We start from the raw sequence: 17,356 nt of genomic DNA on the forward strand, positions 1-17,356 counted from the left end.
TCTCTTCATCCCCCCGGGGCCCTCCTCTCCCCCGCGTCCCCCCCCCCCCCCCCCCCCCCCCCCCTCCTCTCCCCCCTCCCCCCCCCCCCCCCCCCCCGGGGGGGGGGGGGGGGCCCCGGAGCCCGTGGGTGGGGGAGTGAGGTGGCCGGGTCAGAGACCGTTGACGCGGGCCATGACGTCCAGCGGGCGGAAGTCCGCCGTGACGGTGCGGGCCCTGCGGCCCACGCGCGAGTGCTGGCGTCGTACTTGGGCCATCAGACGGCGGCTGCGCAGGGCCATCTCCAGTTCGAACCGGGTGCGCGGGTCCCGCAGCCCGGGGCCGAAGAGCTTCTCCAACTGCCGCATGCGGTAGCGGACGGTCTGCGGGTGCACGCTCAGCGCCTTCGCCGCCTCGGGCGCGCCACCGCCCTCCAACCAGGCCAGCAGGGTCACTTCGAGCCGCTCGCTCTGTCGGGGGGTGAGGTCGTTCAGGGGCCGCAGCCAGCGCGCGGCCAACGCGTGCGCCAGGGGCTCGTCCTGCAGCAGCAACAGGGTCGAGAGGTGGTCGTCCACGAAGACGGGCCGCGCGTCCAGCCCCGCACGGGTCGGGGTGAGGGCCAGCAGCCGCAGTGCCCACCGCAGCGAGGAAGCGCTGTCGCGCAGGGCGACGGGGTGGCCGACGGCCGCGAAACGGCCGCGCAGGGCGCCCTCCAGGGCGCCGCGGGCGTCCGGCTCGGGGCTGGGGACGAGCAGGCACGGCTGGCCGCCCACCATGCCCACGAGGCCGTCGTCCAGGAGGGACGCCAACTGCTGGGTGTCCCCGGGGGTGGCCAGGACGACGGCGCGCACGCTGTCCGGCAGGGGCCAGTGCGCGGCCTCGGCCAGCTCGGCGAGGAGCACGTCAGCCATGGTCATGTCACCCGTGAGGACGGTGAAGAGCTCCCGCCGCGCGCGGTCGGGAGCGCTGCCGGAGCCCTGGGTGGGAACGGCGGACAGGGCGGGGCGCGGGGCTCGCGCGCCGGGCTCGTCGTCGCGCTGCTTGGGGATGCGGGGCCGCTCCGGGATCCCCTGCCGGTCCGCGACCGCCTGGTCGGGCTCCGGCTCGCCGCCGCAGGTGCCGGTGGCGCTCTCGCGGTAACCGAGGACCGTGAGCAGGGCCGCCTCCACCCGCTGTCTGACCACGTCGTCGCCGAGGTCCTCGACCAGCGTGGAGAACTCCGGAAGCCCGTCGCGGAGTTCCTCCATGATGCTGGCGGCCAGGGCGGGCAGTTCCTTTCGCAGGACCCGGGTCCATTCGCCGCGCGGGCGGGACCAGATGCGGTTGAGAAGTTCGCACATTGTTACCTCGTTCATGCCGGGGTACGGCCTGTCCCGTGGGAGGGTGGCACGCCCCGTCGGGGCCCGCCTCCCCCTGTGTAGCGGCGAACCGGGCGTCAACCCGGTCACTTCCGCACCACTGGAAGGGAATCTTCCGGGGATACTCGATGCGATGACGCTGTGGGCACCAGAAGTTGTCACGTTTCGATAAATCCTGTGGAGACGTTGCGAAGCTCCACGATGCTCATGCACTCCGGCCCCCGCTCCCGGTCGGCGAGGCACCCATCTGCCGCCCGCTGCCGAGCAGTTCCGACGATCACCCCGGGCGCCGAGCGCGTGACGTGGAGTGCTCGGTCCTGGCGTATGGGAGAACTCGATGCCCCTGTCCCAGATCCGCGCGCCCCGCTCCCACCGGGCCCTCCGCACCAGACGCCACGCCAGCGCCGCCGCGGCCGCCGCGGTCGGTCGTCGCGCCCTGCGACGGCCGCCCCTGCTCTCCGCGCGGGGCGGCCCGCACCCCGGCGCCCTGGCCGCGGCCGCCCTCGCGGCCCTGGTCTCCCTGGGCGTGGCCGCCCAGGCGGGCGCCCTGTCCCACCTGTGGGACTTCCTCGACTACGGGGCGGGCGTGCTCTCGCTCGTCTCGCTCACCTCCGCCGTCCTGTGGGGCCTGGCCGCCACCGACCGGACCCTCTTCGCCTCGGGCCACCGGCTCGCCGCCCAGGGCGCGCACCGCGGCCTCGCCGTCGCGGGGCTGGGCTTCCTCGCCCTGCACGTCTGGGTCAAGGTCGCCGAGTCGCACACCACCGCCACCGCGGTCGTCGTCCCCTTCGCGGATACCGACCAGGCCCTGCTCATCGGGCTGGGCACGCTCGCCGGGTACCTCTTCGTGGCGGTGGCGGTCTCCGGCGCGGTGCGCAGCGCGTTCGCCACCAAGGGCCGGTCGATGTGGTGGCGGGCGCTGCACATGGGCGCCTACCCGGCCTGGGGCGCCTCCTTGGTGCACGGGCTCAAGTCGGGCCGTCCCGCCAGCGGGTGGGTGACCGTCGCGTACGCCCTGTGCCTGATCGGGGTCGCGGGCGTGCTCGCCCTGCGGCTGCGCGGCCGGCTGCGCGCCGAGCCCGCCCAGCCCGCCCGCCCGGCCGCCGCCCCGGCGCCCGCGGCCACCGGGGCGCCGGGCGAAGGCCCCGCCGCCGCCCGCTCGTTCGTCCACCAGCCCGCCGAACGGCCGGGCGAGCGCCTGACCGCCCGCCTCGCGGGCCAACTGGACCCGCCCGGCTCCCCGCAGGAGGTACGGGTCGGCCCCCCGGCCCCGCTCGCCCCGCCGCAGGCACCCCCCGCACCGCTCACCCCGACGATGGCCGCCGCGCCGGTGGCGGCGGGCCGGACCGCGCCGGCCCCCATGCCCGTACTGCCCTGGCCCGAACCGCAGCCGTACGAACCGGTGTTCGGCATCGGCGGGATGGTGGCGGGCCCCGACCGGCCCGTCGCACCCCTCGACGGAATCCGGGGCCGACAGTGACGTACGCGCCCCACCCGGCCCTCGGCTGCGTGGGGCACCCCCGGCTGCTGGCCGGGCTCGACGTCGCGGAGCGGCTCGACCGGCGCGGCCACCTCGCCGTACACGGCAGCCCGCCCCGGTACCGCCCCGACGAACTGCTCGCCCTGGCCGAGAACACGGACCTGCGCGGGCGGGGCGGGGCGGGCTTCCCCTTCGCCCGCAAGCTCCGCGCCGTGACCCGCGCCGCCCGCGGGCGCGAGGGCCGCACCGCGGTGGTCGTCAACGGCACCGAAGGGGAACCGAGTTGCCTCAAGGACGCCGCGCTGTGGCTGCACGCCCCGCACCTCGTGCTCGACGGCGCGCTGCTCGCCGCCGCCGCCCTGGGCGCGGAGGACGTGGTCGTCGGCGTGACCCGGGAGGACGTGGAACGCTCCGCGCGCGCCGCCGTCGCCGAACGCGGCCCCACCGGCAGCCGGGTCCGCGTCACCCGGCTGCCGGAGCGGTTCGTCACGGGCGAGGGGACCGCCCTGATCGCGGGGCTGGACGGCGGCAAGGCCCTCCCGTCCGGGCAGAAGGTCCGCACGAGCGAACGCGGGCTCGGCGGCCTGCCGACCCTGCTGTCCAACACCGAGACCTACGCCCAACTCGCCGTCGCCGCCCGGCTCGGCGCACTGGACTACCGGTCCGTCGGGCTCCCCGCGGAACCGGGCACCCTCCTGCTGACGGTCGCCGGTTCGACGGTGGTGGAGGTGCCCACGGGGACCTCCCTCGCCTACGTACTGGGGCTGTGCGGAACGGGACCCGGCCAGGGCGTCCTGGTCGGGGGCTTCCACGGCCGCTGGCTCACCCCGGGGGCGGCGATGTCCGCCGCGCTCTCCCGGGAATCCCTGGCCGCCTACGACGCGGTGCTCGGCGCCGGCGCCGTGCTGCCACTGCCCGAGGACACCTGTCCGGCGGGCGAAGTGGCCCGTGTGGTGCGCTGGATGGCCGACGAGAGCGCCGGACAGTGCGGCCCGTGCGTGCGGGGACTGCCGTCGCTCGCCGGAGCCGTCGCCGACCTCGTGGCCGGCGGCGGCCGGGCCGCGCTCGAAGCGGTGGAGGCCCGGATGCGGGCGGTGCGCCGCCGCGGCGCGTGCAGCCACCCCGACGGCACGTCGTCCTTCGTGGCCTCCGCGCTCGCCGTCTTCCCGGACGAGTTCCGCGACCACGCCGTGGGCAGCGGCTGCGGGCGCCGCGTGCTGGGCGCCCTGCCGCTGCCCGCCGACGCGAACCCCGAACGCCTCGTCGTGGACTGGACCCTGTGCAAGGGCCACGGCCTGTGCGTGGACCTGCTGCCCGACGTCGTCCGGCTGGACGGCGACGGCTATCCGGCACAGGGCGTCATGGAGGTCCCCGCGCAACTGCGCCCGAAGGCCCTGCGCGCGGTGCGGCGTTGTCCCGCGCTCGCTCTGCGTATTCAGGAGTAGTCCTCGGAGTAATTCTCGGTAGTTCACCCTTTGGCGCGATCTGACAAATTCCGGGAGTTTCGAAGGTGCGGGGGTCCGCGGCCCCTATGAATGGAACAGGGCGTGAAAGTGTCGGTCCCCTTCATCGGGCCCCTTCACCCCCTTCACCATCCCTATTCACCGGATGTCTTCGGCAGAAGGAGAAATCGTGAACAACAAGCGTCGTGGGGTCATGCTGGGATCGGTTGCCGCGGTGGTGCTGCTGGCCGCGGGCTGCGGGAGCGATACGGAGAACTTCCGTACGGCGAACGCGGCGCAGCCGGCCGGCAGCAAATCCCCGAGCGGTGGCAACGGGAACGGCGACGGTTACGGCTCCGGCTCCGGCTACGGATCGGGATCCGGATACGGAGCGGACTCCGCGGCGGACCCGGCCGCCGGTTCCGGGAGCGCCGCCGGGGCGAAGGGCGGCCCGGCCGGGCAGCTGGCCGTCCGGGCGATCCAGTCGGTGGGCAACGTGGTCACCGACGGGGCCGGCGCCACCCTCTACCGCTTCGACAAGGACACCGCACAGCCGCCCAAGTCCGCCTGCGACGGTAGCTGCGCCACGACCTGGCCCGCCGTACCGGCGGACGACGCCACGGCCTCGGCGGGCATCTCGGCCGACCTGCTGGGCGCGGTCGTCCGGCCGGACGGGAGCCGCCAGCTCACCCTCGCGGGCTGGCCCGTGTACCGGTACGCGAAGGACACCCAGGCGGGCGAGGCGAAGGGGGAGGGGGTCGGCGGCACCTGGCACGCGCTGGCGGCCGACGGGAAGAAGGCCGTGGACCAGAAGGGGGCGGAGGCGAAACCGGCGGACGGCTCCACCATGGGTGATATGGGCGCGGGCGCGGAACTCTCCGTCACGAAGGACGCGAAGATCGGGAACATTCTCGTGGACGGACAGGGCCGCACCCTTTATCGATTCAACAAGGACAGTGCCTGGCCGATGAAATTCGGCTGCCTCGGCAGCTGCCTCGATACGTGGAAGCCGGCCGCGGCGGTGGACAAGAAGAAGGTGAAGGCAATTCCCGAGGCATTGGTCGGATCGGTGAAACGGCCCGACGGCTCGATGCAGTTGACGATCGACTGCTGGCCCGTCTACACCTTCACCGGTGACACCGCGCCCGGTCAGACCAACGGGCACAACAAGCAGGGGCTCTGGTTCGCGGTCACCGACGCGGGCAAGAAGGCCCCGGCGGCGGGCTGACCCGTGCCGAACCCGCCGCGCACCATCGGCCGCCGCGTTCTCGCGGCGACCGCCCTGTCCCTGTCCCTCCTGTGCGCCGCATGCGGAGCGCCCACGGCGCACGGAGGGTCCGCCGCGCCCGCCGCGCGCGCCGCTCCCGCCGGGTCCGGATCCCGCACGATCCAGGAGCTCGCCGCCGCCCTCGGCTGCACGGCGGAGGTGACGGTCGAGGCGGACGAACTGCGCGAGGGCGCCTGCGGCGCGGGCAAGGAGGGCTACCGGATGGCCACCTTCACCGCGGACGCGGGCCAGGCGGTGTGGCTGGCCGAATCACAGGCCTACGGCGGCACCTACCTCGTGGGGGAGCGCTGGGTCGTCACCGCCGCCTCGCCCGAGGCCCTGGCCCCGGCCCGCGAGCACCTCGGCGGCACCATCCGCTCCGGCACCGCGCACACCGGCTCCCACGGCGCGTCCCCCGCCCCGGCGGGCGGGGCGCCCGTACCGCCCTCGCACGCGGGGCACTCCTGAGGTGCCGCTCGGACGGCGCCGGGGTCATCGACACCCGGGACGAGGTCCTCAGCTCGCCCGGGTGGCCCGGTCTCCCAGGAGCCAGCTGGTGGGCCGGGTGACGGTGACGCGTTCCTTGTACGTCGTGTCCCCGGGCAGCGGCACGATCAGCCAGAGGCCGGGCGGGAAGAGGCGCCCCTTGGCGTGTGCGAGGCCGCCGTAGACCGAGCGGAGGAAAGCGGGCACCGCGTCACGGGGCACGTCGTCGAACTCCACCAGATCCACCGTGATCTTGGCGTCGTCCTCGGGGAAGAGGCGGACGCCGACGGTGGGGACGCCCGCCAGCTCGACGAACGCCTCGTGCGGCAGGGAGCCGTCGGGATCGAGGACGGCGAAGACACCGGCGGAGGTCCGGCGCGAGGTCCGGTCCGCCCCGATGTCGTCCGTGACGGTCATGGTCAGCCGGTGTTCCTCGGCGATCGCGCGGATCGCGCGGACGGCGGATTCGGTCGTCGGGAGGTGATCTGGTTCCATGCGGAGATCATCGCGCAACGGGCCCGCGGACGTCCCGCACGGGCTGGTGCTTCCGCGACTGAGGCTGGACACTCTTGGGGACGCACTGGTGACGGTGTGCCAAGAGGGGTGGCGGGGATGGCTGGTCCGGGGAACCGGTGGATCTGGCGAGCGGTCTGTGCGGTGTCGGCAGCGGTGGCCGTGGGCATGGTGCTCCTCGCCCTGGTGGTGGATCTGGACACGGGAGACCGCGTGGCCAGCGTGGTCGGTGCGGTGGCCGGCGTCGGCGGCGTCGCCCTCGCCGTGCACGGGCTGACCCGCCCCGCACGGACCGGTCCCGCGGCGGCCGGCAGCCGTTCGGTGCAGTCCGGCCAAGGCATCGGCCGCGTCGTGACCGGTGACGCCAACCACTTCCGCGGTCCGGCGCCGGCAGTGCCGGACCCGGTGTCGGCGCCGCCCGTGGCTCCGCCCGCCGGGCCGCCCGTTCCGGGGGAGCGGGGTGTAGCGGCCGCCGGTGGCATCGGTGAGGCGGTCACCGGTGACGGGAACGAACAGCGGTGAGCGGCTGGTTACCCCGGGGGTGGTGGCCGCGCGGTCCCTTCCCCGCCCGTGCGGCATCCCCGCCGAAGGGGACGCAGGGGCTGCTGGGGGCGCCGGCGTACGTACCCGTGGCGGGCGGCGAGCACTCCATCGCCGCCGGCGGTGCGATCGGGCTGGGGGTCAGCGGTGACGGCAACCGCATCCGCGTCGACGGAGACGTCATCCTCGGCCAGCGGTCCGCGCAGCCGAGGTCGGCGTACTGGCGGGAGATCCGCCACCTCGCGGCCGTCACTCGCTTCGAGGGCCGGGTCGAGGAACTCGCGGCCATGGCCGACTTCGCCAGCGCGCCGGACGGCGACGGAGGGGACTGCGAGGACGGCGGCGCCGGCAACGGAACGGCGGTGCACCGCGGTTACTGGCGGTGGCTGGGGCCGGCCTGGGCCGGGAAGACCGCGCTCATGGCCCAGTTCGCCCTCGATCCGCCCGACGGCGTCGACGTGCTCGCCTTCTTCATCACCGCGCGGATGACCGGCCGGGCGGACCGCACCGCCTTCCTCACCACGCTCCAAGGGCAGTTGCGCACCTACCTCCAGGACGGCGACGTCGACTGCACCGCCCCCGGCGGCTTCCTCGACGGCCTCGACCGGGCGGCCGCCCGGGCCCTCGGCGCCGGGCGTCGGCTCGTACTGGTCGTGGACGGCATGGACGAGGACATGGGCGTTCCCACCGCCGTGGGCGGCCAGAGCATCGCGGCCTGCCTGCCGCAGGTGCCGCCGCGCGGCCTGCGGGTCGTCCTCGCCGGCCGCCCCCACCCGCCGGTCCCCGCCGACGTCCGGACCGGGCCGCTCCTGACGACCGCCATCGACCACCCCCTCGCCGTGTCACCCGCCGCGCAGGCGGTGCGCGCCGATGCCGAACGGAACCTGGAGGCCCTCATCGCCTCCGGTGGCCTCGGCCTGGAACTCGTCGGCCTCACGGCGGCGGCCGGCGGCGGCCTGAGCCCCGCCGACTTCGCCGACCTGACCACCGCCTCGCGGCGACGCGTCGAGCTGGTGCTCGGCGGCAGCACCGGACGGGCGTTCCAGCACCGGCCCGCCGAATGGGCCACCGATGCCGAAGGTCGGGTGCAACCCCTCTACTCCTTCGCCCACCAGGACCTCCTCACCGGCGCCCGCAGCCTCCTCGACCCCGCCGAGCTGGACGCCCACCGGGCACGCATCCACGCCTGGGCCGAGCGCGCCCGACAGGACGCTTGGCCCGCCGCCTGCGCCGAATACCTGTTGAACGGGTATCCCCGACTGCTCCACGAGCGTGCGGATACCGCCCGCCTGACCGCGCTGGCCACCGACCGGTCCCGGCACGAACGCCTGTGGCAGACGACCGGTACCGACAGCCAGGCGTTCAGCGAGATCGCCGCCGCGTTCCAGCTCCACCTCGCCGCCCCGGACGACCCCGACCTCGCCCCTTGCGTCCGACTCGCCCACCGGCGCGAGAGCCTCCAGCACACGGCCGACGTCCTGCCCGCGACCGTCATCACCACCTGGGCCCGGCTGGGGCACCTGCGCCGGGCGATCACCGCCGCCACGCACCGCAGCCACCCGCCCCTGACGCCGGGACAGACCCTGCTGGGCAGCATCCTGACCGCGGCCGGCACCACCGCGGAGGCCACGGAGCAGGTCATCGAGGCGGCCCGGGCCCTCGCCACCCCGGAGGCGCGGGGGCGGGCGCTGACGGAGATCGCCCAGGCCCTGGCGGCCAGCTCCCGGTGGGACGAGGCGATCCGGCTGGCCTCGTCCGTCACCGATCCCGACCAGTCGGCCCAGGCCGTGACGAGCATCGTCGTGGCCATGGCCGCCGCTGGCGCGTTCGGCCCCGCGACCGGGCTCGCCCGCGGCGTCGTCCACCCGGAGCTACGGGCCCAGGCCCTCATCAGCGTGGCCCGGGCGATGGCGGAAGCGGGCGACCACGGCGGCGCGGCGGAGCTGGCCCGTACGATCGCGGACCCCGAGCACCGGGCGATGGCGCTCACGGACGTCGCGTGGATCGTGGTGGAAGGGGGCGACCACGCGGGGGCGGTCGAACTCGCCGGAGCCATCGCCGATCCCGGACAGCGGGGCCGGGCGCTCTCCGGCATCGCGGTGACCATGGCGGAAGGCGGGGCGTACGGTCCCGCGGTCGAGCTCGCCCGCACCCTGGGCCATCCCGAACAACGTGCGCAGGCGATCAGGGGCATTGCCGTGGCCATGGCGAAATCCGGCGAACAACACGCCGAGGCGGGCGAGTTGGCCCATAGCATCACCGATCCCGCGCAGCGGGCGTGGGCGCTCGCCGAGATCGCCAGGGCGATGGCGGCGGCGGGGAACCACCAGGGGGGCGTCGAGTTGGCCCGTACCGTCGCCGTGCCCGAGCAGCAAGTGTGGGCGCTCGCCGAGGTCGCCAGGGCGATGGCAACGGCCCGGGAGACGGCCGGGGCGGTCGAGTTGGCCCGCTCCATCGCCGACCCCGAACAACAGGCGTGGGCCTTGACGGGAATCGCCCGGGCGACCGCGGAGAACGGGGAGCGCGGTGCGGCGATCGCGCTCGCCCGCGCGATCGCCGACGCCGATGCCCGGGCCAGTGCGTACGAGGGCATCGTCATGGCCGGGGCGCGGACCGGCCACGACGGGGCGAAGGGCGCCGCGGGCCACGAGGCGACCGATCTCGTCACCGATCTCGTCACCGACCTCAACGTCCTCGGGCGCACGGCCGAGACGATGGCGGAGGAGGGCGACGCGGCGGCCGCCGAACGGCTGGCCGAGACGACGGCGCGGCTGGCTCACAGCAGCGCCGCCACGCACCAACTGCGGCTCTTGGCGGTCGCCGTGGCCGCGTCGGCCGCGGCCGATCCCCCCGTCGCACTGGACACCGCGGGTCTCGTCGCGTCCGTCCTCGGTTCGGCCGCTACCGCCTCCGACCACGAGCAGTGGGCCTGGGCTCTGGCGGACGTCGCCGGGGCACTGGCCGCGGCCGACGCGGTGGACGCCGCGGTCGACCTCGCCGGCGCGATCACCCATGGCGATGCCCGGGCCCGGGCGTACGAGGACGTCGCCGTGGCCCTGGCCGCGATGGGACGGCACCAAGCGGCGGTCGACCTCACCGGCTCGATCGACGTCCCCTCGTGGCGGGCTCGCGCGACCGGACGCATCGCGGCGGCGATGGCCGGATCGGGGAAGGTGGACGAGGCCCTCGCGCTCGCCGGTGCGCTCACCCACCCGACCCGGCGGCAGGAGGCGCGCGCCCTCATCGCCGTGGCGCTGGCGGAGTCGGGGGATCGGGACGCGGCCTTCGTGTGCGTCGCCACCCTTTCCCTTCCGGTCCTCCAGGCTCGGACCTTGGCGTCCGTCGCGCGGTGCGTGGCGGCGGCGCGGGAGCGGAAGGAGGCGTTCGAGCTGGTCGACACCATCCCCCACGCCGAACTGCGGGGCGAGGCGCTCGCGGCCATCGCCGTGGCCACGGCGGAGTCCGGGGACCGCGCGGCGGCGGCCGAACTCGCGCGCACCATCACCGATGAGGACGACCGGGCCGAGGCGTTGGCCGCGATCGCCGTCGTCGCGGCGACGGCGGGGGAGTCGGGCGCGGCGTTCGACATGGTCCTCGACCTCCCCCCGAGGCTGCGGGCCGCCACGCGGACGGACATCGCCGTGGCGCTGGCCGGAGCGGGCCTGACGTCCGAGGCCCTCGCCCTGGCCCGTGCGCTGCCCTACCCCGGGCACCGGGCGCGCGCCCTCGGCGGGATCTCCCGTGCCACGGGCGCGCCCCGGTTGCTGGCGGAGGCCCTGGCCCTCTCGTTCGACCCGGCACTCGTCGCCCACCTCGCCGCCATGGACTCCCACGCCCTGCGCACCTTGGTGCGGGACGTCCTGGGCGCCTGATCCGCCGCGGCGCTTGGGATGCGGGGGATCTGGGTGTTTTAATAAATGAACAGCCATTTATTAACCGGAGGTGAAGGGGATGGCGCGACCCCGTGGGGTGGACGACCTGGCGATCCTGCGCGCGGCGACCGAGGTCATGGGCCGGGTGGGTCCGGCCGGCTTCACGCTGGCGGCCGTGGCGCGCGAAGTCGCCCTGGTGCCGGGGACGCTGACCCAACGCTTCGGCTCCAAGCACGGCCTGCTGGTGGCCCTGGCCGACCGGACGGTCGAGGACATCGGTGAGCTGATCGTCCGGGTCCGCGCCGTGCACGAAGGTGCGCTCGACGCGTTGGCGGCCCTGATCGCGGAGTGGACCGCGGCCATGGACACCCCCGAGGCCTTCGCCAACCACCTCGCGTTCTGGTGCGCCGACCTCGGGGACCCGGAGCTGTACGAGCGCGCGCTCACGGTCCACCGTGCCCAGACGGAGGCGATCCTCGGCCTGCTGACGGAGGCGGTCGCCGCGGGCGAGCTGCGCCCCGGCACGGATGCGGCGGCCTTGGCCCGCACGATCCAGGTCGTCATCGCGGGTACCGGCGTCACCTGGGCGGTCGGGCGCGAGGGCGGCCTCGCGCAGCACCTGCGGCAGGAGCTGGACACCGCGCTGTCCCCGCACGTACCGACGTGATCCGACCCCATGACGTTCGACCCGGAGGAATCATGACGACGCACACGCACACGCACACGCAGCCGCAGCCGCAGCCGCTCACGGGTCGGGTGGCCCTGGTCGCCGGAGGAACCCGGGGCGGCGGCCGGGGCATCGCCCTCGCGCTCGGGGCCGCCGGCGCGACCGTCTACGTCACCGGCCGCAGCAGCGCCGCCGGACGCTCCGACCTGGACCGTCCGGAGACCATCGAGGAGACCGCCGCCCGGGTCACCGCCGCTGGCGGCAGGGGCATCGCGGCCCGGGTGGACCACAGCCGGCCCGACGAGGTCGAGGCCCTCGTGGCGCGCATCGCGGCCGAACAGGACGGGCGGCTCGACGTGCTGGTCAACTGCGTCTGGGGCGGTGACCCGCTGACCGACTGGCAACACCCCCTTTGGGAGCAGGACCTCGACACCGGCTTCCGGCTCCTGCGGCAGGCCGTCGACACGCACGTGATCACCAGCCGCTACGCCCTGCCCCTGATGACCGCCCGTAGGAGCGGACTGGTCGTCGAGGTCACCGACGGCAACACCGCCCGCTACCGGGGCTCCTTCTTCTACGACCTGGCCAAGTCGAGCGTGATCCGCCTCGCCGTCGCCCAAGCCGCCGAGCTGAGGCCGTACGGCGTGGCGGCCGTCGCCCTCACCCCCGGCTTCCTGCGCTCCGAAGCCATGCTCGACCACCTCGGCGTCACCGAGGACACCTGGCGCGAGGGCGCGGCGCAGGACCCGAACTTCGCGCACTCCGAAAGCCCCGCCTACCTCGGCCGCGCGGTCGCCGCACTCGCCGCCGACTCCGACGTCATGACCAAGTCCGGTCGCGCACTGGCGACATGGGGTCTGTACCGGGAGTACGGGTTCACCGACGCCGACGGCACCCAGCCCGACTTCGCCGCGCACTGGGCCGCGAACCTGGAGGACGAGTTCGGCCCCCTGGGGGAGGCGCTCTGACCGGTTTTCGGTGTCCATGGCGACACTGGTGCCCCTCGGGTGACTCTGACACCATCTCACCCGAGATGGACCGCTGTTGGGCCGAGTCTTCATCGAGCCGCCGCTTCATCTCATCCGCATCCACGCATTCGTAGAACGCAGAGAAGACATGAGGCCGGCCTTGAAGACCTTACGGAACCGCGTCCCGCACCTGGTGACGGTCGTGTTGTTGATGCTGGGCGTGATGACCGCCATGACCGCACCGTCGCAGGCGGCCGCGCAGAAGGCCGCTGCCAGCGCGACCGTCTGCTCCAACTCACCCGTACCGGCCGGGTGGGTCATCACCAGCTCGTACAGATCCAGCGGCTGTCCCGGCACCGGCGTCGCCTACACCATCGCCGATTCGGCCGGGCAGAACGCCATCACGGTCTGCTCCTTCTCCCCGATCCCGGCGGGCTGGGTCGTCACCAGCTCCTATTCGAGTGCCGGTTGCGCCGGATCCGGCGTCGCCTACAGCATCGGCAACATGGCCGCGGCCAAGTACGCGACCGTGTGCTCCTTCTCCCCGATTCCGGCGGGTTGGGTGGTCACCAGCTCGTATTCGAGCGCGGGTTGCGCCGGTTCGGGTGTCGCGTACAGCATCAGCAACGTGTCGGGCGCGAACTACGCGACGGTGTGTTCGTTCTCCCCGATCCCGGCGGGTTGGGTGGTCACCAGCTCGTATTCGAGTGCGGGTTGCGCCGGTTCGGGTGTCGCGTACAGCATCAGCAACGTGTCGGGCGCGAACTACGCGACGGTGTGTTCGTTCTCCCCGATCCCGGCGGGCTGGGTCGTCACCAGCTCCTACTCGAGCGCCGGTTGCGCAGGATCCGGCGTCGCCTACAGCATCAGCAACGTGTCCGCCGCGAGCTACGCCTCCGTGTGTTCCTTCTCCCCGATCCCGGCAGGGTGGGTCGTCACCGGCTCCTACCAGAACTCCGGTTGTGTCGGCAGCGGCATGTCGTACAACATCCGCAAGGTCTGACCGGACGCCGTCGGCCGGGGCCCCGGACCGTTGCCGGTCCGGGGTCAGGCCCCCTTGCCGAACACGAGGACCTCGGTGGAGGCGAAGCCCATCCGGGCCGGGAAGCTGGCCTCCAAGGTGCAGTCGAGCGTCGCGAAGAGGTCCACGCACGCCCGGCGGGGCATCGCGGCCGGGTAGGAGTCGTGTCCCGCGCCTCCCTGCGCCGCCCACGCGCGCATCGTGGCCGGGTCCAGGCAGGTCTCCGTCATGACGTCGAAGACGATCCGGCCGCCGGGGCGCGTGACGCGCGCCATCTCCAGGAAGTAGCGCGAGGCGCTCAGGAAGGTCACGGTGTTGAAGACCTTGTGGGCCTGGACGAGATCGACGCTCCCGTCGGGCGTCGGGGCCAGACTGCACTGCGCCGTCGGCAGGGCGACCACCTCGAACCGGTCCACGAGGTAACCGGCCCAGGGCGCTGCCGTCTCGTAGATCTCGTAACGATCCGGAGAGCACTCCTGGAGCGTCTTCTCCAGGTACCGGCCGGACCCGGGGCCGATCTCCAGCACCGTCCTGGGGTCGGCGGCGAAGACGCCGAGCGCGCGCAACTCGTCGATGGTGGCCTGGGTGGCGCCGGGAGTGCCGTTCATGACCTCGTCGATGTAATCACCGACCGACAGACCGGCCGACCGCGCGGCCCGGACCGTCGCCTCGAACGGCAGGAAGTCATCGACCCCGCCCCGGCTGTTGGTGCTGCGCACGAGGTCGAACCCGGTGCGCCCCAGGAGCCGTTTGAGGCCCGACTTCACCGCTGCCGTTGCCATTTCCGCTGCCCTCATTCGGCATGACCTCCCGGGCCGCCCCCGGATCCGAGCATTGTCCGACCATCATCACCGACGCTTTCCGTCAATGGGGGTGAATACGGCATTCCGGAGAGAGAAGTGCCCCGCCCCGAGGCGCAGACGTCCCTCAGGCGGCGCTCTCGCGTCCGGTCAGTTCTCGGCGCAGCAGCAGGAGCGCCCGGTCCAGGAGCTGTTCCGTGCCGTCTCCTCCGGGGAGCTCGGGCGGGCGCTCCATCGGCACCTCGTCCGCCGGGCGAGCTCGGTGTGCGTCATGACGCCCTCCCGGGTCGCGGGTCGTCACACGTGGCGGGCGACGGCCGGCAGCAGGTCCTCGAAGGTCCAGCCGCTCTCGGCCTGGCCGATGGCGATCATGGTCCACACGTCCCCCCTGCGGACGACCTTGGCCATGATCTGCGCGGTGTGCGGGCCGCCCTCGGCCAGCGTGTACCGGGCCAGCTCCTGCCCGGTGACCTCGTCGACGAGCCTGCAGTGCGCGTTCTCGATCGCCTCGAAGGTCTCACCGCTGAAAGAGGTCACGAAGAACACGATCTGGTCGACGTGAGGCGAGAGCCGGGGCAGGTCCACGCGGATGGACTCGTCGTCACCGCCCGCGCCCGTGCCGCCGGTCCGGTTGTCGCCGGAGTGCGCCACCGCACCGTCGTCGCTGTGCAGGTGGGCGAAGTAGACGACGTCGATGAAGCGGCCGCCGCTGAACAACACGGCCGACGCGTCGAGATCGATGTCGCGCGGCGTCATGAACCGGGCGAGCAGGCCCTGGCGCCGGGCCGCCCGCCAGCCCAGTCCCATGCGGATCAGGGTCAGGGGGCGGCCGTCGGTCTTGGTCAGGCTGATCTGCTGGCCCTTGGCGAGGTTCACCGTCATGGTGGCTTCGATTCCCTTGGAAGGTCGGTGCGTCGGGTGTGGGGTGGCTTCGGGGTCAGAGGCTGACGCCGAAGTCCTGGGCGATGCCGGCCAGGCCCGAGGCGTACCCCTGGCCCACCGCGCGGAACTTCCACTCCGCACCGCCCCGGTACAGCTCGCCGAAGACCATCGCGGTCTCGGTGGCGGCGTCCTCGGAGAGGTCGTAGCGGGCGATCTCGGCGCCGCCAGCCTGGTTCACGACGCGGATGTAGGCGTTGCGGACCTGGCCGAAGCTCTGACCACGGGCGTGCGCGTCGTGGATGGAGACGGGGAAGACGATCCGGGCGACGTCGGCCGGGACGGCGGCGAGGTCGACCTTGACGGTCTCGTCGTCCCCCTCGCCGTCACCGGTCAGGTTGTCCCCGGTGTGCTCGACCGAGCCGTCGGGGCTGCGCAGGTTGTTGTAGAAGACGAACCGCCCGTTGGCGGCGACCTTGCCGTTCTCGTCGCACAGCAGCGCGCTGGCGTCGAGGTCGTAGTCGGTTCCCGTCGTCACCCGTACGTCCCAGCCGAGGCTGACGAGGACGGCGGTGAGGCCGGGCGCCTCTTTGCTGAGCGAGACGTTGCCGCCCTTGGCCAGGGAAACTCCCATGGTGCTGCTCTCCTTCGTGCGGTTGCGGTTGCGCACCTCGTGCGATGTCTCCACCTTCGCCAACCATCGGCCCGCCCGGAATCCGGCAGGTGTCCGGCCGCACCCCGCCGGGTAGCCACCGGAGCCCCCGCCACCCGGCGGGGGCTCCGCACCAGCGGCCCGGGACGAGGCGGGCGGCGCCAGCAGCCGGGCCATGGCCATGGAACCGCCGCCGTGGAGCAGGACACTGCCGAGCACGGCGAGCGTCATGGCATCCAGGGCGGTGTCGGCGTAGGACCCGAGCGGAAGGGCGTTGAAGGCGAGCAGGCCGAAGACGATCGAGGTGGTGCCCCGCGGTCCGAGCGCGCCGACCAGGAGCCGTTCGCGCCAGCTGAACCGGGAGCCGAGGAAGGCCAGCGCGATCGGCAGGATCCGCAGGACGGTGAGTGCGGCCGCGCAGAGCACGAAGACGTGCCAATCGACGCCCTCGCTCAGGGCGAGCACCACCGCGTTCCCGAAGAAGAACCACATGACCATGGTCAGCATCGAGTTGGTGTCCTCGATGAGCTGGAAGTCCGAGGCGGCCGGAGCCTGGGCGCCGTGCCGGCGGACCGGTGCCTGCCGTACGAAGCGGAAGGCGATCCCGCACACGAACGCGGCCACGAAACCGTTCCCGTCCACCGCCACGGTCGCGGTGTAGGTGAGCAGCGGTGCGATCAGGACCAGGGTCCGCCTCGACTGCTCGGTCATCCAGTGGGCACGGTCGGCCAGGTTCATCAGCCACGCGACCAACGCGCCCAGCAGGGCGCCGACGACGAGCGCCTTCAGCGCGAACGGCACCGCCGTGGCCAACGCCTCCATGGGAGTGCGCGCTTGGGACTTCGACCCGGCCAGGATCACCGCGAAGAGGAAGAGGGGCGACACGATCCCGTCGTTGTAGCCGCTCTCCACGTTGAGCACGCTGCGCACCTTCTCCGGGATGCGCCGATCGCGCACGAGGAGTTCGGCGGGGGCGAAGTCGGTGGGCACGATGATGCACGCGATCAGCAGCAGCACCACCAGCGGCAGACCGGGCAGCAGCCACGCCCCCAGCACGACCGTCAGGATCAGGCTCAGCGGCAGCGCCACCAGGAGCGCCCGGGCGGCCGAGCCGGGATCACGGCCGAACAGCCGCCCTCCCGGCAGCTCCGTGGCGTCGACGAACAGCAGGACGGCCAGGATCACCTCCACCACGCGCAGGGCGATCTCCGAGTTGAGCGTGGCGGCGATCTGGCTCTGCGTGAAGACGCCGGTGACGGCCCCCGCGAGCACCAGGACCAGGGGCGCCCGTACGTGCAGGCGCTCCAGCCGCCCGGCGACGAGCGACCACCCGGCCACCACCGCGGTGATCACGATCAGGACAAACGTCATCAGGAAACCCGCTTCAGGACATCAGGACAGGGAACGGCCGGTCACGACCGGTGGGGCAGAGCC

General features: G+C 73.5%; 14 protein-coding genes and 1 pseudogene. 9 read left to right on the forward strand and 6 right to left on the reverse strand.

Annotated elements, in window-relative coordinates; all coding sequences use genetic code 11:
• Nucleotides 1–150 precede the first annotated feature (150 nt).
• Nucleotides 151–1,317 carry a PucR family transcriptional regulator gene (locus ACZ4UB_RS11135; RefSeq protein ID WP_468069805.1) on the reverse strand — a complete coding sequence of 389 codons (1,167 nt, stop codon included), beginning with the start codon at nucleotides 1,315–1,317 and terminating at the stop codon, nucleotides 151–153.
• A gap of 355 nt (nucleotides 1,318–1,672) precedes the next feature.
• Between ACZ4UB_RS11135 and ACZ4UB_RS11140 the strand changes: the two genes are divergently transcribed.
• The 4 genes from ACZ4UB_RS11140 (at nucleotide 1,673) to ACZ4UB_RS11155 (ending at nucleotide 5,992) form a co-directional block, all read left to right on the forward strand.
• The gene (locus ACZ4UB_RS11140; RefSeq protein ID WP_468069806.1) at nucleotides 1,673–2,815 is read left to right on the forward strand and encodes a hypothetical protein; all 1,143 of its coding nucleotides are present in this window, start codon (nucleotides 1,673–1,675) and stop codon (nucleotides 2,813–2,815) included.
• Nucleotides 2,812–4,260, forward strand: coding sequence for an NADH-ubiquinone oxidoreductase-F iron-sulfur binding region domain-containing protein (locus tag ACZ4UB_RS11145; RefSeq protein ID WP_468069807.1), 1,449 nt, complete (start codon nucleotides 2,812–2,814; stop codon nucleotides 4,258–4,260). Before ACZ4UB_RS11140 ends, ACZ4UB_RS11145 begins: the two co-directional genes overlap by 4 nt.
• A gap of 187 nt (nucleotides 4,261–4,447) precedes the next feature.
• Nucleotides 4,448–5,485 carry an SCO0930 family lipoprotein gene (locus ACZ4UB_RS11150; RefSeq protein ID WP_468069809.1) on the forward strand — a complete coding sequence of 346 codons (1,038 nt, stop codon included), beginning with the start codon at nucleotides 4,448–4,450 and terminating at the stop codon, nucleotides 5,483–5,485.
• 3 nt (nucleotides 5,486–5,488) lie between these two features.
• Complete coding sequence (locus ACZ4UB_RS11155) at nucleotides 5,489–5,992, forward strand: hypothetical protein (protein WP_468069810.1); 504 nt, start codon at nucleotides 5,489–5,491, stop codon at nucleotides 5,990–5,992.
• A gap of 48 nt (nucleotides 5,993–6,040) precedes the next feature.
• Here ACZ4UB_RS11155 and ACZ4UB_RS11160 read toward each other — a convergent pair whose 3' ends face one another.
• Entirely contained in the window at nucleotides 6,041–6,505 is a 465-nt protein-coding gene (locus ACZ4UB_RS11160) for a hypothetical protein (RefSeq protein ID WP_468069812.1), read from the reverse strand.
• Nucleotides 6,506–6,667: 162 nt separating this feature from the next.
• Here ACZ4UB_RS11160 and ACZ4UB_RS11165 point away from each other — a divergent pair, with 162 nt between their 5' ends.
• The 5 genes from ACZ4UB_RS11165 to ACZ4UB_RS11185 all read left to right on the forward strand — a co-directional run bounded on the left by ACZ4UB_RS11165 (nucleotide 6,668) and on the right by ACZ4UB_RS11185 (nucleotide 13,573).
• Nucleotides 6,668–7,045 (forward strand): hypothetical protein, encoded by a 378-nt coding sequence (locus ACZ4UB_RS11165; protein WP_468069813.1) that lies wholly within the window; start codon nucleotides 6,668–6,670, stop codon nucleotides 7,043–7,045.
• Nucleotides 7,042–10,935: a hypothetical protein gene (locus ACZ4UB_RS11170; RefSeq protein WP_468069814.1), complete on the forward strand. Its 3,894-nt coding sequence runs from the start codon at nucleotides 7,042–7,044 to the stop codon at nucleotides 10,933–10,935. The genes ACZ4UB_RS11165 and ACZ4UB_RS11170 overlap by 4 nt, the downstream gene beginning before the upstream one ends.
• A 79-nt stretch (nucleotides 10,936–11,014) precedes the next feature.
• Nucleotides 11,015–11,602, forward strand: a complete 588-nt coding sequence (locus ACZ4UB_RS11175; RefSeq protein ID WP_468069815.1) for a TetR/AcrR family transcriptional regulator — start codon at nucleotides 11,015–11,017, stop codon at nucleotides 11,600–11,602.
• A 32-nt stretch (nucleotides 11,603–11,634) separates the two neighbouring features.
• The gene (locus tag ACZ4UB_RS11180) at nucleotides 11,635–12,570 is read left to right on the forward strand and encodes an SDR family oxidoreductase (protein WP_468069817.1); all 936 of its coding nucleotides are present in this window, start codon (nucleotides 11,635–11,637) and stop codon (nucleotides 12,568–12,570) included.
• A gap of 160 nt (nucleotides 12,571–12,730) precedes the next feature.
• On the forward strand, nucleotides 12,731–13,573 hold the full coding sequence (locus ACZ4UB_RS11185) for a hypothetical protein (protein ID WP_468069818.1): 843 nt from the start codon (nucleotides 12,731–12,733) through the stop codon (nucleotides 13,571–13,573).
• Nucleotides 13,574–13,617: 44 nt separating this feature from the next.
• On the opposite strand, the gene ACZ4UB_RS11190 is transcribed toward ACZ4UB_RS11185, so the two are convergent.
• From ACZ4UB_RS11190 to ACZ4UB_RS11205, 4 genes and pseudogenes are all read right to left on the reverse strand, one after another.
• Entirely contained in the window at nucleotides 13,618–14,373 is a 756-nt protein-coding gene (locus ACZ4UB_RS11190; RefSeq protein WP_468069820.1) for a methyltransferase domain-containing protein, read from the reverse strand.
• A gap of 315 nt (nucleotides 14,374–14,688) precedes the next feature.
• Entirely contained in the window at nucleotides 14,689–15,273 is a 585-nt protein-coding gene (locus tag ACZ4UB_RS11195) for a TerD family protein (protein ID WP_468069822.1), read from the reverse strand.
• Nucleotides 15,274–15,328: 55 nt separating this feature from the next.
• Complete coding sequence (locus tag ACZ4UB_RS11200; protein ID WP_468069951.1) at nucleotides 15,329–15,904, reverse strand: TerD family protein; 576 nt, start codon at nucleotides 15,902–15,904, stop codon at nucleotides 15,329–15,331.
• Between the two features lie 219 nt (nucleotides 15,905–16,123).
• Nucleotides 16,124–17,293: pseudogene (locus tag ACZ4UB_RS11205) on the reverse strand (cation:proton antiporter domain-containing protein); the annotation flags it as partial.
• Nucleotides 17,294–17,356 lie beyond the last annotated feature (63 nt).

It is taken from the genome of Streptomyces sp. NPDC028419, assembly GCF_055565515.1.

Coding starts and splice junctions, on each gene's coding strand:
- ACZ4UB_RS11135 (WP_468069805.1), bottom strand. CDS start 1,317: ATGTGCGAACTTCTCAACCGCATCTGGTCCCGCCCGCGCGGCGAATGG.
- ACZ4UB_RS11140 (WP_468069806.1), top strand. CDS start 1,673: ATGCCCCTGTCCCAGATCCGCGCGCCCCGCTCCCACCGGGCCCTCCGC.
- ACZ4UB_RS11160 (WP_468069812.1), bottom strand. CDS start 6,505: ATGGAACCAGATCACCTCCCGACGACCGAATCCGCCGTCCGCGCGATC.
- ACZ4UB_RS11175 (WP_468069815.1), top strand. CDS start 11,015: ATGGCGCGACCCCGTGGGGTGGACGACCTGGCGATCCTGCGCGCGGCG.
- ACZ4UB_RS11180 (WP_468069817.1), top strand. CDS start 11,635: ATGACGACGCACACGCACACGCACACGCAGCCGCAGCCGCAGCCGCTC.
- ACZ4UB_RS11190 (WP_468069820.1), bottom strand. CDS start 14,373: ATGGCAACGGCAGCGGTGAAGTCGGGCCTCAAACGGCTCCTGGGGCGC.
- ACZ4UB_RS11195 (WP_468069822.1), bottom strand. CDS start 15,273: ATGACGGTGAACCTCGCCAAGGGCCAGCAGATCAGCCTGACCAAGACC.
- ACZ4UB_RS11200 (WP_468069951.1), bottom strand. CDS start 15,904: ATGGGAGTTTCCCTGGCCAAGGGCGGCAACGTCTCGCTCAGCAAAGAG.